Origin of the sequence: Lactobacillus sp. LL6, from assembly GCF_007570935.1 — a bacterium.
GTDB lineage: Bacteria > Bacillota > Bacilli > Lactobacillales > Lactobacillaceae > Lactobacillus.
In genome coordinates this window covers 1,401,689-1,418,129 of sequence record NZ_VLLR01000001.1, presented here as the reverse complement: position 1 = coordinate 1,418,129, position 16,441 = coordinate 1,401,689, and the positions used below count along the sequence as shown (strand labels likewise).

14 protein-coding genes and 1 tRNA gene are annotated in these 16,441 nt (G+C 32.8%); 14 read left to right on the top strand and 1 reads right to left on the bottom strand.

The features are described 5' to 3' along the window. Nucleotides 1-33 precede the first annotated feature (33 nt). A complete protein-coding gene (gene tagD / locus FOD82_RS06700) occupies nucleotides 34-420 on the bottom strand; it encodes a glycerol-3-phosphate cytidylyltransferase (RefSeq protein WP_144355704.1) in 387 nt (128 codons plus the stop codon). A gap of 118 nt (nucleotides 421-538) precedes the next feature. Here tagD and FOD82_RS06695 point away from each other — a divergent pair, with 118 nt between their 5' ends. From FOD82_RS06695 to pcrA, 14 genes are all read left to right on the top strand, one after another. Then, on the top strand, nucleotides 539-1,267 hold the full coding sequence (locus FOD82_RS06695; protein ID WP_144355703.1) for a WecB/TagA/CpsF family glycosyltransferase: 729 nt from the start codon (nucleotides 539-541) through the stop codon (nucleotides 1,265-1,267). Nucleotides 1,268-1,269: 2 nt separating this feature from the next. Beyond that, on the top strand, nucleotides 1,270-2,367 hold the full coding sequence (locus FOD82_RS06690) for a glycosyltransferase (protein ID WP_144355702.1): 1,098 nt from the start codon (nucleotides 1,270-1,272) through the stop codon (nucleotides 2,365-2,367). A 67-nt stretch (nucleotides 2,368-2,434) separates the two neighbouring features. After that, nucleotides 2,435-3,913 carry a nicotinate phosphoribosyltransferase gene (locus tag FOD82_RS06685; RefSeq protein ID WP_144355701.1) on the top strand — a complete coding sequence of 493 codons (1,479 nt, stop codon included), beginning with the start codon at nucleotides 2,435-2,437 and terminating at the stop codon, nucleotides 3,911-3,913. Beyond that, nucleotides 3,910-4,740 carry an ammonia-dependent NAD(+) synthetase gene (gene nadE, locus FOD82_RS06680; protein ID WP_144355700.1) on the top strand — a complete coding sequence of 277 codons (831 nt, stop codon included), beginning with the start codon at nucleotides 3,910-3,912 and terminating at the stop codon, nucleotides 4,738-4,740. Before FOD82_RS06685 ends, nadE begins: the two co-directional genes overlap by 4 nt. 173 nt (nucleotides 4,741-4,913) lie before the next feature. After that, nucleotides 4,914-7,583: a calcium-translocating P-type ATPase, PMCA-type gene (locus tag FOD82_RS06675; protein ID WP_144355699.1), complete on the top strand. Its 2,670-nt coding sequence runs from the start codon at nucleotides 4,914-4,916 to the stop codon at nucleotides 7,581-7,583. A gap of 94 nt (nucleotides 7,584-7,677) precedes the next feature. Next, nucleotides 7,678-8,832 (top strand): CDP-glycerol glycerophosphotransferase family protein, encoded by a 1,155-nt coding sequence (locus tag FOD82_RS06670; RefSeq protein ID WP_144355698.1) that lies wholly within the window; start codon nucleotides 7,678-7,680, stop codon nucleotides 8,830-8,832. Continuing rightward, nucleotides 8,833-10,263, top strand: coding sequence for an oligosaccharide flippase family protein (locus FOD82_RS06665; RefSeq protein ID WP_144355697.1), 1,431 nt, complete (start codon nucleotides 8,833-8,835; stop codon nucleotides 10,261-10,263). A gap of 1 nt (nucleotide 10,264) precedes the next feature. Next, entirely contained in the window at nucleotides 10,265-10,960 is a 696-nt protein-coding gene (locus tag FOD82_RS06660; RefSeq protein ID WP_144355696.1) for a glycosyltransferase, read from the top strand. Then, a complete protein-coding gene (locus FOD82_RS06655; RefSeq protein WP_144355695.1) occupies nucleotides 10,957-11,421 on the top strand; it encodes a SprT family protein in 465 nt (154 codons plus the stop codon). Before FOD82_RS06660 ends, FOD82_RS06655 begins: the two co-directional genes overlap by 4 nt. Before the next feature lie 60 nt (nucleotides 11,422-11,481). Next, nucleotides 11,482-11,567, top strand: a tRNA-Leu gene (locus FOD82_RS06650). 95 nt (nucleotides 11,568-11,662) lie between these two features. Next, nucleotides 11,663-12,313, top strand: coding sequence for a glycoside hydrolase family 73 protein (locus FOD82_RS06645; RefSeq protein WP_144355694.1), 651 nt, complete (start codon nucleotides 11,663-11,665; stop codon nucleotides 12,311-12,313). Nucleotides 12,314-12,651: 338 nt separating this feature from the next. Continuing rightward, the gene (locus tag FOD82_RS06640) at nucleotides 12,652-13,347 is read left to right on the top strand and encodes an SLAP domain-containing protein (RefSeq protein WP_144355693.1); all 696 of its coding nucleotides are present in this window, start codon (nucleotides 12,652-12,654) and stop codon (nucleotides 13,345-13,347) included. A gap of 69 nt (nucleotides 13,348-13,416) precedes the next feature. Then, a complete protein-coding gene (locus FOD82_RS06635) occupies nucleotides 13,417-14,100 on the top strand; it encodes an SLAP domain-containing protein (RefSeq protein ID WP_144355692.1) in 684 nt (227 codons plus the stop codon). Nucleotides 14,101-14,210: 110 nt separating this feature from the next. After that, complete coding sequence (gene pcrA, locus FOD82_RS06630; protein ID WP_144355691.1) at nucleotides 14,211-16,439, top strand: DNA helicase PcrA; 2,229 nt, start codon at nucleotides 14,211-14,213, stop codon at nucleotides 16,437-16,439. Nucleotides 16,440-16,441: the final 2 nt, after the last annotated feature.

The following is a 16,441-nucleotide window of genomic DNA, read 5'->3' as shown; positions in this document are numbered from 1 at the left end:
AATCTTACTCAAAGTAGTGAGATTAGGAGTTTTTTATTTTAAATCTTCTTTTATTTTAGTTGTAGAAATTCCAGGAGTTCTAGGTAAATAAATAACTTTACAATAAGGTTTTAAAAAGTCGAATTTTCCTTTCCAATCATCCCCCATTACAAAAGTATCAATGTCATATTTTTCTACATCTTTTACTTTTTGATCCCAATCCTTTTCCGGAATCACCTCATCTACGTAACGGATAGCTTCAAGTATATATTTTCGTTCAGGATAAGTGTTATAAGCTTCTTTATGCTTTTGAAATGCATTAAATTCGTCAGTTGAAAGTCCGACAATTAAATAATCACCTAGTTCTTTGGCACGCTTTAATAAACGAATATGACCATAGTGAAGCAAATCAAAAGTTCCATATGTAATGACTTTTTTCATATTTTTCTCCTTACATTGCTTAAAATAATATACCACAATTTCTAAGAAATCTTAAATTTACTAATGTTTCACGTGATTTTTGATAGAATTAAAATAAAAAACAATAAGAGGTTTTTATATGGATAAAGTAAATGTTCTGGGTGTAAATTTTGATAATAAGAATTTTAAACAATTTCAAGAAGAATTTTTGAATAGAATTAATAATCATCAGTCGACTTTTGTCGTAACTGCAAATCCTGAAATAGTTATGGCAGCTAATGAAAATCCTGTATTTATGAAAATATTAAAAGAAGATGCTGATTATATTACTGCCGATGGAATAGGAATTATTAAAGGGGCTAAAATTTTAAAAACCCCCTTACCTGAAAGAGTAACTGGGTATGATTTATTTACTTGGTTAATGAAGTTGGCAGATGATAAAGGGTTGAGAGTATATTTAATTGGAGCAAAACCTCAAGTAATTCATGCTGTTCAGGAAAAAGTTGCTCACCAATATTCTGGAACTAATTTAGTTGGTGCAGAAGATGGATATTTTACGGAAGATTTAGAAATGGTGGCTCGCAGGATTCGCCGAGCAAAACCGGATTTAGTTTTTGCAGCCTTAGGTTTTCCTAAGCAAGAACAGTTATTATCAATACTAAGAAAAGAAAATGTTCCAGCTTTAATGATGGGGGTTGGAGGAAGTTTTGATGTTTTTTCTGGAATGAGTAAAAGAGCGCCGCAATTTTTTCAAAATTTGCATTTAGAATGGTTTTATCGTTTGCTTAAAGAACCATCAAGGATTGGAAGAATGATGGTACTTCCGAAGTTTGTAATAGAAGTTAAAAAATCGAAAAGAGGCAAATAATTGTGAAAGTTTTGCATATTAATGCTGGCTTAGAAAATGGTGGCGGCTTAACTCATATTGTTAATTTGCTTACAGAAGCAAAAAAAGAAAATAAAAACTTTGAATTATTAACTCTTTCTGAAGGTCCCGTTGCTAAAAGTGCTCGAATAGCAGGAATTGATACCTACGTATTAGGTGCTAAAAGTCGGTATGATATAAATAGCTTAAAAAAATTAATACAATTTATTAATCAAGGCCATTATGATATTGTGCATACTCATGGAGCTCGTGCAAATTTATTTTTAGCAATGATTTATAAAAAAATCAATGCTAAATGGTGTATAACAGTTCATTCTAATCCATATTTAGATTTTGAAGGACGAGGCATTATTGGAGCGATTTTTACGAAATTAAATATTCATGCCTTAAAAAAGGCAGATTGTGTATTTGCTGTAACTAAACGTTTTGCAAATCTTTTGATAAATAAAACTCATATTAATAAAAATAAAATTCATGTTATATATAATGGGATATTCTTTCGTACTGATAATCAGATTCCCGCTAAGTATGAACATCCTTATTTCAATTTAATTAATGTAGCCCGTGTTGAAAAAATAAAAGGTCAAGAGCTTTTATTAAAAGCTTTGAAAAAAGTTGATGACCAGCATGTTCGTTTACATATTGCAGGAGATGGTAGTCAGCTTGAAAACTTAAAAAAATTAGCTAATGACTTGCAAATTGCTCCACAAGTTACATTTCATGGTTTTTTGAATCAAAATGAATTAAATAATTTATATAGAAGAACTGATTTGGCAACTTTAACGTCTTATTCTGAAAGCTTTCCGTTGGTTTTACTTGAAGCTAGTGATAATTTAGTACCAATTTTGTCAACTGATGTTGGTGATATTAAAATGATGATTCCAGATGATAATCATGGCTTTGTAGCTAAAATAGGAGACATTGATTCTATTGCTAAGCAAATAAAAAAGGCAGTTAATATGAATGCTGAAAAATTACAAGAAATAGCAGTTAATGAGAAGCGATATACTGAGAATAACTTTTCTGTAAGAAATCAATTGCAATCAATTGAATCTGTTTATAAAAAACTACTAGTAGAATAATTGCCGATATAGCTGGCTAGTCGTATAATTAAAGGCAAAACGTTTATTGAACTATGAGAGGAAAACAATGTTTTACCCAGAAATAGATAAAGATGATTCATTGGCTCTACATACAGATCTATATGAAATCAATATGATGTATACCTACTTCAAAAAAGGAATTGCTGATCGTAATGCCGTTTTTGAGGCGTTTTATCGTACGGAACCATTTGGTAATGGATTTGCTGTTTATGCTGGACTTGAGCATGTAATAGAATATTTGCAAAATCTTAAATTCAGCGAAAGTGATTTAAAGTATTTAAAAGAACAAGGGAATTATGATGATGATTTTATTGATTATCTTCGTAATTTAGAATTAAAATTAAACATTCGTTCAATGAAAGAAGGAGAATTAGTATTTGCTAATGAGCCTCTTCTTCAAGTTGAGGGACCTCTTGCACAATGTCAGTTAATTGAGACTGCAGTACTTAATATAATTAATTTTCAAACTCTTCTTGCAACTAAAGCTGCAAGAATTAAACTAGCAGTAGATGGAGACCAAATAATGGAATTTGGTTCTCGCCGAGCTCAAGAAGCAGATGCAGCACTTTGGGGCGCACGAGCTGCTTATATTGGTGGTTTTGATTCAACTAGTAATGTAAGAGCTGGAAAGTTATTTGGTATTCCAATTTCAGGAACTCACGCTCATGCTTTAGTTGAAGCTTTTGGTAGCGAATATGAAGCTTTTAAAGCATATGCAGAAACTCATAAAGATTGTGTTTTCTTAGTTGATACCTATGACACAGTTAGAAGCGGAGTTCCTAATGCTATCAAAGTAGCTAAAGAGATGGGAGATAAAATAAACTTCTTAGGAGTACGTATTGACTCAGGAGATATGGCTTATATTTCTAAGCAAGTTAGAAAAGAGCTAGATGATGCAGGTTATCCTGATGCAAAAATTTTTGCTTCAAATGACCTTGATGAAACAACTATTACTAACTTAAAAATGCAAGGTGCTAAGATTGATGTATGGGGAATTGGTACTAAGTTTATCACTGCTTATGATCAACCTGCACTTGGCGCAGTTTATAAGCTTGTTGCAATTGAAGATGAAGTTCATGCAATGCGTGATGCTTTGAAGATTTCTTCAAATGCAATTAAAGTTTCAACACCGGGTAAAAAGCAAGTATGGAGAATCAGTGCTAATACTGAAAAGAAAAATGAAGGTGATTGGGTATCACGTGATAGTGAAGATCCGAGAAAGTTTAATGCTCTATTCATGTTCCATCCGCAATATAATTATATTAATAAAGTGGTAACTGATTATACTGCTATTCCACTTTTGCAAGATATATTTAAAGATGGTGAATTAGTTTATAAGCAACCTACGCTAACAGAAATTCGAGAATTTGTTGCACAAAACTTGGATGGTTTATGGGATGAATATAAGAGAAGTCTTAATCCACAAGAATATCCAGTAGATTTATCACAGGACTTATATGAGTCAAAGATGAACCTCATTCAAGATATTCGTCGTAAAATTCGTGAAAGAAGTATTGGTCGATGAGAGAATTACAAAAGAAAATTATCGCATATGAACATGTTTTACCAGAAATTGATCCAGAAAAGGAAGTTAGAAAGTCAGTAGATTTCTTAAAAGACTACTTGAAAGCAAATCCTTTTTTAAAGTCTTATGTTTTAGGAATTTCCGGTGGACAAGATTCAACTTTAACTGGAAAACTTTGCCAAATAGCAATTAGTGAAATGCGCGAAGAAACTGGTGATGATTCTTACCAATTTATCGCTGTTCGTCTTCCTTATGGTGTTCAAGCTGATGCTCAAGACGCTGCAGATGCTGTTGAATTTCAAAATCCAGATCAAGACTTAATTGTTAATATTAAAGAACCAGTTGATGCCATGGTTAAGGCTGTTGAAGCTAGCGGTCAAAAGATCAGTGATTTTAATAAAGGTAATATTAAAGCACGTCAAAGAATGGTTGTTCAATATGCGATTGCTGGCGCAAATAGGGGTGCAGTTGTTGGAACTGATCATGCTGCAGAAAACTTTAGTGGTTTTTATACTAAATATGGTGATGGTGCAGCTGACCTTACTCCTTTATTCCGCTTAGATAAGCGTCAAGGTAAAGCGATGCTTAAATATTTAGGTTGTCCAGAACACCTTTATTTAAAAGCTCCAACTGCTGATTTAGAAGATGACAAACCAGAGCTTCCAGATGAAGTTGCACTTGGTGTTACTTATCAAGAAATTGATGACTATTTAGAAGGTAAAGAAATTAGCGATAAAGCAGCTGACCAAATTGAAAAATTATGGAAGAAGAGCGAACATAAACGTCATTTGCCAGTTACTATTTTTGATGATTTTTATAAAAATTAAACTTGTATAGTTGTTTGTTTTTCCTTATAATTATTATTGATCATAAGGGAGTAACGGCATCTTATATGCGATAAGCCCAACACCCGAAGAAAATCTTCTGGACTTATCTTAATTTGTGAGACTTATGTGCGATATGCATGTAGGTCTCTTTTTTGTTATAGGAGGTTAAAAAATTGGCGAAGAATTATTATACAGAGTCAATTTCTGAAGTAGAAAAGAGTTTTGATACTTCTTTAAGCGACGGTTTGACTAAAGATCAAGCTAAAAAAAGGCTAGAAAAATATGGTCCGAATGCTTTGGCTTCAAAGAAGAAGAAGTCAATGTTCATGAGATTCATTGATCAGTTTAAAGACTTTATGATTATTGTCTTGATTATTGCGGCTGTTCTTTCGGGAGTAGTTGCTAAAGAATGGACTGATGCAGCTATTATTATGATTGTAGTAGTTTTGAATGCAATTTTAGGAGTTTTTCAAGAAGCGCGTTCAGAAGCTGCTATTGATGCTTTAAAAGAAATGGCCACGCCTAATGCTCATGTCAAGCGTAATGGAGCAATTATTGAAATTCCAAGTACTGAATTAGTTCCTGGGGATATTGTTTTACTTGAAGCCGGCGACGTAGTTCCAGCAGATTTACGTTTAAGTCAAGCATATAGTTTAAAAATTGAAGAATCAGCTTTAACTGGTGAATCTGTTCCTGTCGAAAAGGCTGCTGAAACTTTAGAAGGTAGTGATATTGCTCTAGGAGATAGAGTAAATATGGCTTATTCCAACACTAATGTTACTTATGGTCGAGGCGAAGGTGTTGTTGTTGGAACAGGGATGCACACTGAAGTTGGTAAAATTGCCACTATGCTTAATAATGCTGATGAAACCGATACTCCTTTAAAGGAAAACTTAAATCAGCTAGGTAAGACTTTAACTATCATGATTTTGGCAATCTGTGTGGTTGTCTTTATCGTTGGTGTTTTAAAAGCGGATCCGGCTCAAAGAAACTCTACTCTCATGATCAACATGTTCTTGGTAGCTGTTTCATTAGCAGTTGCTGCAATTCCTGAAGGCCTTCCTGCTATTGTTACGATTATTTTGGCATTAGGAACTCAAACAATGGCTAAGCATAAAGCGATTGTTAGAAAATTACCTGCTGTAGAAACATTAGGTGCAACTGATGTTATTTGTTCTGATAAAACTGGAACTTTAACTCAAAATAAAATGACTGTTGAAAAAATCTTTTACAACGGTCAAATTTTTCCAGATAAAGATGCTATTTCAGAAACAAATCCAGCACTTCTTTCAATGGTTCTTGCCAATGATACTAAAATTGAAAATGCAGGTGATTTATTAGGTGATCCTACTGAAACTGCCTTGATTCAATATGCATTTGATAAAAAAATTGATGTTCCTGCCATGCTTAAAAAGTATGCACGTGTTCAAGAAGTTCCATTTGATTCAGATCGTAAATTAATGAGTACAGTTAATAAATACGGTGATAAATATTATGTAGCTGTAAAAGGTGCTCCAGATGAACTTTTAAAACGTGTTACTCAAGTTGAAATTGATGGTCAAGTTTCACCAATTACAGATAAGCAAAGGGAAAATATTTTAGCAACTAACCAAAACTTAGCTAAACAAGCTCTTCGTGTATTGGGACTTGCTTATAAAATTGTTGATAAAACTTATGAAGATCCAACAACTGAAAATGTAGAACAGGATTTGATTTTTGCAGGGCTTGTCGGCATGATTGATCCAGAGCGTCCTGAAGCTCGTGCTGCTGTTGAGGAAGCTCACAATGCAGGCATTAGAACTGTCATGATTACAGGTGACCACCAAGTTACAGCTCAAGCAATTGCAGAACGTCTTGGAATTTTAAAACCTGGTCAAGATGAGCGTGTTTTAACTGGGGCTGAACTTGATAAATTAAGTGACGACTACTTTATTAAGCACGTTCAAGACTATAGCGTCTATGCACGTGTTTCTCCAGAAAATAAGGTAAGAATCGTTAAGGCATGGCAAGCAAATGGTAAAATCGTTGCCATGACTGGTGATGGTGTCAACGACGCTCCAAGTCTTAAGCAAGCTGATATTGGTATTGGTATGGGAATTACTGGTACAGAAGTATCTAAGGGTGCCAGTGATATGATTTTAGCTGATGATAACTTTGCGACAATTGTTGAAGCGGTTAAGCAAGGTAGAAAAGTCTTTAGTAATATTCAAAAGGCTATTCTTTACTTGATGAGCTGTAACGTAGGTGAAGTTTTAACAGTCTTTATGATGACGATGCTTGGTTGGGATATTTTAGCTCCTGTGCAGCTTTTGTGGATCAACTTGGTAACTGATACTTTGCCAGCTATTGCGCTTGGTGTAGAGCCTGTAGAAGATGGTATTATGAAACGTAAGCCTCGTGGAAGAAAGAGTAACTTCTTCAGTGGTGGTGTAGCAAGTTCAATTATTTACCAAGGTATCTTGGAAGGTATTTTAGTACTTGGTGCATACCAAATAGGCCTTCATGTAGGACCACATGTTAATAATCCAAGTTTGCAACACGCAGATGCTTTAACAATGGCATTCTTGACTTTAGGATTAATTCAATTGTTCCATGCAATTAATTCTAAATATATTCACCAATCAATCTTTAGTAAGCATACATTCTCAAATAAATGGTTTAATTGGGCAATTATTATTGCAGCAATCATTATGGCATCAGTTGAATTGCCATTTATGACAAAACTCTTTGAAGTAACTGAACTAGATGGAATGCAATGGCTTGTCATTTTGTGTGCTGGACTTCTTATGATTATTATTGTTGAAATTGTGAAGTTCTTCCAAAGAAAATTAGGCAAAGAATAAAAATTATCAAAATAAATTAGAAAAGGCTTGAGTTTTCTCAAGCTTTTTTTGTACTCTTAACTAATAAGTATATTTTTGAATGGAAGATTAATTAATGAAGAGTTTTTTGTTTAGGCTTTATTTGTCGTGGATGAAGTTTTTGAGCCATTTTACAACAATGGAAGATAATAATATTGTTATTTTGAATGGAGCTGGGAGATCAGGGTCCAATGGTTATATTTTTTATAAATATTTACAACTAAATCACCCAGAATACAATGTTACATTAGTTGAGCCATGGCCGTCATCACATTTAAATTGGAAAACTTGGCAGAAAATTGGAGCAGCCAAATATATCATTACTACACATCAGCCATTTAAGGCTCGTAAAGGGCAAATAAATGTGCAATTTTGGCATGGAGTACCACTTAAGCGCATGGGAATTATGGCTAATAATACAAAACGCCGCGATAATCAAAGAAATGCAAATTTGTGGCACAAAACAGCCGATATTGTAACTTCTAGCTCTGATCTTTATGAAACACTAATGAGTAGTTGCATGGCTATTGAAACTAATAAATATAAAAAAATAGGTTTTCCAAGGCTTGATGCACTTAAAAATCCAATAATACCAAAAGAAAAATTATTAAAAGACTTATTTAATACTGAAGATAGTAATGCTGAAATCGGGATTTATATGCCGACTTTTCGTTATGAATTAGAAGATAAATCAATCATGGAAAAAATTAAGCAAGGGAACTTTTTTGCTTTTGATGATTTTGATGGAAAAAAATTAAATGCGGAGCTTAAGAAGAGGCATCAATATTTAATTGTTAAATTGCATCCTTATGAAATGCGATTGTTTGATAATTTTAATAGTAAGTATTCAAATATTGCTTTCATGAACAATGATTATTTATTTGATAATGATTATGACTTGTATGAATTATTAGGAAATACAGATTTCTTAATGACTGATTTTTCTTCAATTTATTTTGATTACTTGCATTTGAATAAGCCAATTATTTTTGTAACGAATTTTTTGAAACAATACGAAAAAACACGTGGACTTTTAATGGGACCCTATGAAGAAATTACACCGGGAATTTGCATTAATTCACAAAGAGAATTGATGCAAAATTTAGACAATTTAGATAATCAACAGATACAAAATCGTAGATTATATTGGCTTGATTTAACTAATCAAGTTAAAGGTGATAATTATTCAGATAAAGTATTTGATTACATGACAAAATATTTAGGTGATTAAATGAAAAGAACTTTCTTGAATATTTTATATAATGCTATTTATCAAATCTTTCTTGTTTTAGTTCCTTTAATTACTGTTCCGTATTTATCTCGGGTTCTTGGTCCTAAAACTTACGGAATTTATAGTAGTGTTAATAACACTGTGCAGTTTTTAATGGTCTTTTGTATTTTGTCTTTGTCTTATATTGGAATGCGGACAATTTCAAGGACACGTGTTCACGGTACTCCTCAAGATTTAACTAATACGTTTTGGGGCTTATGGTATTTTCAGGGAATTGCAGGAGTTGTTACAATTTTACTAACAATTTCGATTTGTAGTATTTTTAAAATTAAATATTGGAATTATATTCTTTTGATGCTTCCTTTTTTGGTTTCTGCTCAAGTTGATATTTCCTGGTTTTTTCAAGGGTTAGCTGATTTTGGTAGAGTTGTATTAAAAAATACAGTGGTGAAACTTGTCAGTGTTGTTTTAATTTTGCTTTTAGTAAAAAATCCGGGAGATTTATGGAAGTACTTGCTTATCATGTCGGTTTCAACGATGCTAGGGTCTTTTGTGTTTTGGCTTGATATTCATCGTTATGTTGGAAGACCTGCAAAGCATTTTTATAAATTTAAAACCACTTTGAAAGCAATCGTTATCTTGATGATACCGCAAATTGCTACTCAGATTTATACTTCACTTGATAAACCTCTTTTGGGGCTTTTTCAAAATTCGACTCAAGTTGCTTTTTATGATAATTCACAAAGAATTTCCAATATGGTGCTAGGGGTAATTACGAGTATTTCGTTAGTTATTATGCCTAAAATGGCGAGTGAAGAAAAAGAAACTCAAAAGGTAGTTTTGAAAAAATCGCTCGAAGCAACCATTATGTTAGGGACACTTTTTTCAGTGATTATTATGGCAAATACTAAGCAATTTGTACCATTTTTCTTTGGAAATAAATATACTCCGATGATTCCATTGATGTTTTTCTTCACTTTAACAATCATTATGATTCCAACTGGTGGAGTATTTGCGAATCAGTTTGCTTTAGCAAATCGCCGTGATAAAGATTATGCCTTTCCAGTTGTAATTGGAGCAGTCGTTGAAATTGTTTTGAGTTTTTTACTTGATAAGCCATTTGGAGCAACAGGAGCAATGATTGCAATTTTAATTACTGAATTTGTAGTTTTAGTTTTAAGACTTTGGGTTGTTAGAGATGGTTATAATTTCAAGTATGTATTTCATGATGTGCCTAAGTATTTCTTAATTGCCATAATTACATTTATGGTGGGGATGATATTACCGAATTTTATTCCGTCGGCCTTTTTTAATATGGCATTTAAGTCTATTGTGATGTTAATTGTATATTTAGGTATTATGTTTATGATGAAGCTTGATTTTAATCAAGATATTAAGAAACTAATCAAGAATTTTTTAAAGCGAGGCTAAAATGATTCCTAAAAAAATTCACTATGTATGGGTAGGAAGAAACCCAAAATCTCCTCTTATTCAAGAATGTATTAAAACTTGGAAAGAAAAACTTCCTGATTATGAAATTATCGAATGGAATGAAGATAATTTTAATATGCATGAAAATTGTTATATTGAAGAAGCCTATCAAGCTAAAAAGTGGGCTTTTGTATCTGACTATATTCGAGCAAAAGCAATTTTTGAAGAAGGAGGAATTTATTTAGATACTGATGTGCGAGTAATTGATAAGCTAGATTCACTTCTTGATGATAGAGCGTTTATTGGTTTTGAAAATAAAGACTTTCTTTCAGCTGCTATTTTTGGTGCGGAAAAAGGTCATCAATTCATGCAGGACATTTTAGATTATTATAAAGATAGAGAATTTACTTTTGATAAAAATAATCAAATGGCTGGAGTGAATAGTCTTTCTGTGACTGATATTGTAAAAAAATATGGACTTGAAACAGGTAACTTTGAGCAACGATTAAAATATGGTGTTCATATTTATCCAGATGGAATCTTATGTAATCCAAGTTCAAAATCTAAAAGTATTCACTTATTTACTGGAACTTGGATGAATGGAAAGCATTCTATTAAGGAAAAGATTGTGACTGCTCTTAAGCGTCATATTTCAACACCAAAACAAGCAGGGATGTATCAAAAATTAATTCGATGAATCAAAAAGAATTACAAAGGCTAGTTGAAGATATTTCGATAAATTATTTTCACAAGCCTTTTTTGCACCAAGTGAAAATTAATAAAAGAATGCGAACCACTGGTGGCAGATACCACTTAGATGACCATCATATTGAGATTAACCAGCATTTTTTAGCGAAAAAATATCATGCAGACTTAATTGGCATAATTAAGCATGAGTTGTGTCATTATCATTTGCATTTGGCTGGTCATGGTTATCGACATCGAGATGCGGATTTCAAAATTCTTCTTCAACGAGTTGGTGGAAGTCGTTATGCTCCTGATATTGGTTTAAGACAAAAGCAAAATAAAAAATATTTTTATATTTGCAAAAATTGCAAAGCAATCTATCCTAGAGTTAGAAAGCTTGATACTAAGCGATTTGTCTGCGGAAAATGTCATGGTAAATTAGTCTTGAAAGAAAAAAATGAAATTTTTTGAAAAAAGTTTCAAAAAACACTTGCCAAAATCCAAAATTACATGTATATTATTACATGTACCGCGGGCGTGGCGGAATGGCAGACGCGCAAGACTAAGGATCTTGTGACCAATATTAGGTCGTGGAAGTTCGAGTCTTCTCGCCCGCACTACTTAAGAAGTCGTTGGAAAACGACTTCTTTTTTTGTTTCTTAATGATTATCTGCGCTATAATTTAGTTATTAAACACAGATAGGGAATTTTTATGGCTAAAGAAAAGAAATCTAAAAAAGCAGCAATCGTTAAATTTATTGTTATAGTTTGTTTAACAATTATCGTATTAGGAATAGGTGCTGTAGGCTTTCATTATTATCGCCGTTATGCTGTAAAACAAGAGCAGATTAGAATGGCACAAATGCAGCGTCAAGAAGAGCAAGCACGTTTAATGAGAATGCGTAAAGCATTCATTAAAAAGGTAGGCCCAATTGCTAAGCAAGTTGATAAGTCTTATGATTTGCTTCCAAGTATTACAATTGCGCAGGCTTGCCTTGAAAGTAATTATGGACAAAGTGAACTTGCACAAAAATATAATAATCTCTTTGGTGTAAAAGGTACTAATCCAAATACTTCTGCAGTTTTAACTACTAAAGAATATGTAAAAGGAAAATGGGTCAATGTAAAGGCACGTTTTCAAATTTATGATTCCTATGAAGCATCTATTCGCGCCCATGCACGACTTTTTCAAAATGGCACCACTTGGAACCATAATCAATATAAACATGTCTTAGCAGCTAAAGATTATAAAAAACAAGCTAAAGCCTTAGTTCAAGATGGATATGCAACCGATCCAGATTATGCTAAGAAATTAACTGATTTAATTGAGCAGTTTGATTTGGACAAATATGATGAAAAGTAGATTTTCTTAATAATATTTACTAAACCCCACAAAAGCATTTAGAATCACTTCGAATGATTTCTAGATGCTTTTTACTATAAGTAAAAACTTAATAAACTTTAGAAAACGTTAACATAAACATCTCATAAAGCTCACAAAGTCGTTGTATAATAACAGTGTAGTCAAAAAAGTATTAATATTTGTTATGGAGGTACTTATTATGACAGATATTTATAATGCTAACGTACAAAAAGAATACGACTTGACAGGTGTTAATCAAGTTGTAGTTCAAAGATTATACAACTAAATATAATCGAATTTATAAGATTACTTGGTAGTGAATTTTAAGAGGAACAACAATGAAATTAAATAAAAATATTATCATCGGAGCAACGGCACTTGCCCTAGGAAGCTTATCCGTAGTTGCAATTAACACTAATAACTCTAACTACGTTTCTGCTTCTGCTGCAAGCACTAAAGAAACTACCGTTAAATTGCGCTTGAATCATAACTCCTATATCTATGATAAAAATGGAAAAAGGCTAAAGAAATATAAAGGCAAAAAAGCCCTTATAAAGAAATCCCAGGAATTAACGATAAAAGGTAAAATAGAGCCTATTCAAAAAATTAAAAGATATTATTTTTATATTGTGACTGATAGCGGAAAACATTCTACTCCATATTGGATGCAATATAAGAAAATAAAGGGCGACTATTATTACAACCTTGGTAATGGTAGCTACATTAAATGCATAAATGTTAAAAGTATTAATGGAAATAGTATTATCCCTTCACAAGCAACCGTAATTGTAAAACCGTTTTTGGGTAAGACGACTACATATGCAACAGATGATACAGGAAAGGCAACAAATAAGGTTCTTAGAAAAAACGAAAAATTAATTGTTGATAATACTGGAGTTCTAGGAGAAGTTGGTGGCTTTTCTTATCATATTAAAGGGACAGATTATTGGGTTTCTTCTGAGGATTTGAAAGCTAAACCAAGAACAAATTATGTTTCTAATAAATTGAAATTTGATTATGTAGTTCAAGAATAGTAAATACTTTGTTTTAGGCAAGTTCCATATTGGACTTGCCTTTTATTATCAATAAAGAAAGGCAAAACAATGAAATTAAATAAAAAAATCATTATCGGAGCAACGGCGCTTACCCTAGGAAGCTTATCCGTAGTTGCAATTAACACTAATAACTCTAACTACGTTTCTGCTTCTACCACAAGCACTAAAGAAACTACTGTTAAACTGCGCTTGAATCATAACTCCTATGTTTATGATAAAAATGGAAAAAGGCTAAAGAAATATAAGGGCAAAAAAGCCCTTATAAAGAAATCCCAGAAATTAACGGTAAAAGGTAAAATAGAGCCCATTCAAAAAGCAAAAAGATATTACTTTTATGACAATGATGTAAACAATAATATAATTCCTTATTGGTTAGCTTATACAAAAATAAAAGGAAATTATTATTACAGTATTGGTAATAAAGGCTACATTAAATGTATTAATGTTAAAAGTATTAACGGGGACGATAATAGATTAATATCTACCGAAGCAACTGTAATAATAAAACCACGTATAGGAAAAGTGGCCCATACTTGGAATAAGTTAGGTAAACAAACTACTAAAACATATAAAAGTGGACAAAAATTAATTATTGATGATACAAATATATTACCAAATCAAAACACTTATTCTTATCGAGTTAAGGGAACCGATTATTGGGTATCAGCCCAAGACTTAAAGTCTTATCCTAGACCTTCTCATACTGTTACCTCTCATCTACAATTTCACTAAACCCCACAAAAGCATTTAGAATCACTTCGAATGATTTCTAGATGCTTTTTTCTTATGACCAATTTGTTATAATAGTTAAGTTATAAAAGTGATTTGTGAAGGAGAAGATTATGAGCGAAGAAACAATTTTGTCAGGATTAAATCCGCAACAAAAACAAGCAGTTCAAACTACTGAAGGACCATTACTTGTTGTTGCAGGAGCTGGAAGTGGTAAGACATCAGTTTTAACACGTAGGATTGCTTATTTAGTTGAAGAACACGGTGTAGCTCCTTGGAATATCTTAGCCATTACCTTCACCAATAAAGCTGCTCAGGAAATGCGTGAACGTGAAAAGAGTTTATTAGGTCCAGCAGCAGAAAGTATTTGGATGTCAACTTTCCATGCTCTTTGTGTGCGTATTTTACGTAGAGATGCTGAAAAAATCGGCTATTCTTCTAACTTTTCAATTGCGGATTCTGCAGAACAGTTAACATTAATTAAGCATATTGAAAAGGATTTAAATATTGATCCTAAGTATTACCCTGCAAAACAAATTTTGGCAAATATTTCTAATGCTAAGAATGCTTTACTTACACCTGATGACTTCAGTACAAGTGTATCTTCTCCTTTTGAAAAGATGACAGCTGAAATATATACCGAATATCAAAAACGCCTCAAACGTGACCACATCATGGATTTTGACGATTTGATTATGCAAACTTTAGTATTGCTAAAAAAGGATAAGGATACTTTAGAATTTTATCAAAATAAATTCCGTTATATCTTAGTTGATGAGTACCAGGATACTAATCAAGCGCAATATGAATTAACTACGCTTTTAGCTAAAGGTTCTAAAAACATTTGTGTTGTTGGGGATGCTGATCAGTCAATTTATGGTTGGCGTGGGGCTAATATGGAAAACATCATGAATTTTGAAGAAGATTACAAAAACGATGGTGTTCAAACAGTAAAACTAGAACAAAATTATCGCTCAACTGGTCATATTCTGTCTGCAGCTAATGCAGTTATTAAAAACAATCAAAATCGTAAAGACAAAAGTTTGTGGACTGACCAAGGTGATGGTCAAAAACTAACTTACTATCAAGCTCAAAGTGGTGATGATGAGGCACACTACATTTTGTCTAAGATTAAAGAAGAAGTTGACGAAAAAAATCGTAATTATCGCGATTTTGCGATTCTTTATCGAACAAATGCCCAATCTCGTACTGTCGAAGAAGCCTTTGTTAAGTCTAGCGTTCCTTATCAAATCGTAGGTGGTCATAAGTTCTATGATCGAAAAGAAATCAAAGACGTTTTAGCTTACTTAAAACTTGTAGCCAATCCTGCGGATACGATGAGTTTAAATAGAATTATCAACACTCCTAAGCGTGGAATTGGGGTTGCTAGTGTTGACCGATTGCTTAGTTTTGCTAATAGCAATGGTTTTAATGCCTTAGAAGCTATGGATAGAGTTGGGATGTCTGATGTTTCAACTAGAGCAGCAATGAAGATGAATGATTTTGCAAGTAAGCTTCATGATGCAATTGCTTTTTCAAAAAATCATACTGTGACTGGTTTAACGGAAAAACTACTTAGTGACTTTGGTTATATCGAAGCTTTAAAAAAGGAAAAAACAATTGAAGCTGATACTCGTTTAGAAAACTTAGATGAATTTTTGTCTGTAACTAAACGTTTTGATGATAGTTATGAACCGGAAAGTGATGAATCTGATAGATTGAGTGATTTTTTGGCAGAAGTCTCATTACTAAGTGATCAAGATGATCTTAATGAAGATGATAACCAGGTAACTTTAATGACTTTACATGCTGCCAAAGGTCTTGAATTTCCAGTTGTCTTTTTGGTAGGGATGGAAGAGGGACTGTTTCCATTGAATCGTGCCATTCAAGAAAACAACTTGGAAGAAGAAAGACGTTTAGCTTATGTAGGAATTACTCGTGCTAAAGAAGAACTATTCTTAACAAGTGCATATTCAAGAATGATGTTTGGTCAAATGCAGCATAATGCTCCTTCGAGGTTTTTAGATGAAATTAATGATGAAGATATTAAAAAAGAAACATCTAATGCTGCTTCACCAATTTTTAAGAGTCAAGCTGCACCGTTTGCAAGAAAAATGGAACGAGCAACAAGTCAAGTTTATGCTAAAAAAGCCAGTGGAGCTGTTGGTGCTGAAAAGAAGGGCTGGAACATTGGCGATCAAGTAGAACATAAAGCTTGGGGTAAAGGTGTAGTTACCAAAATCAATGGTACTGGCGAAGATATGGAACTTGATATTGTGTTTGGAAATGGGATTGGTACTAAGCGTCTTTTAGCTGCCTTTGCACCAATTAAAAAGGTATAATT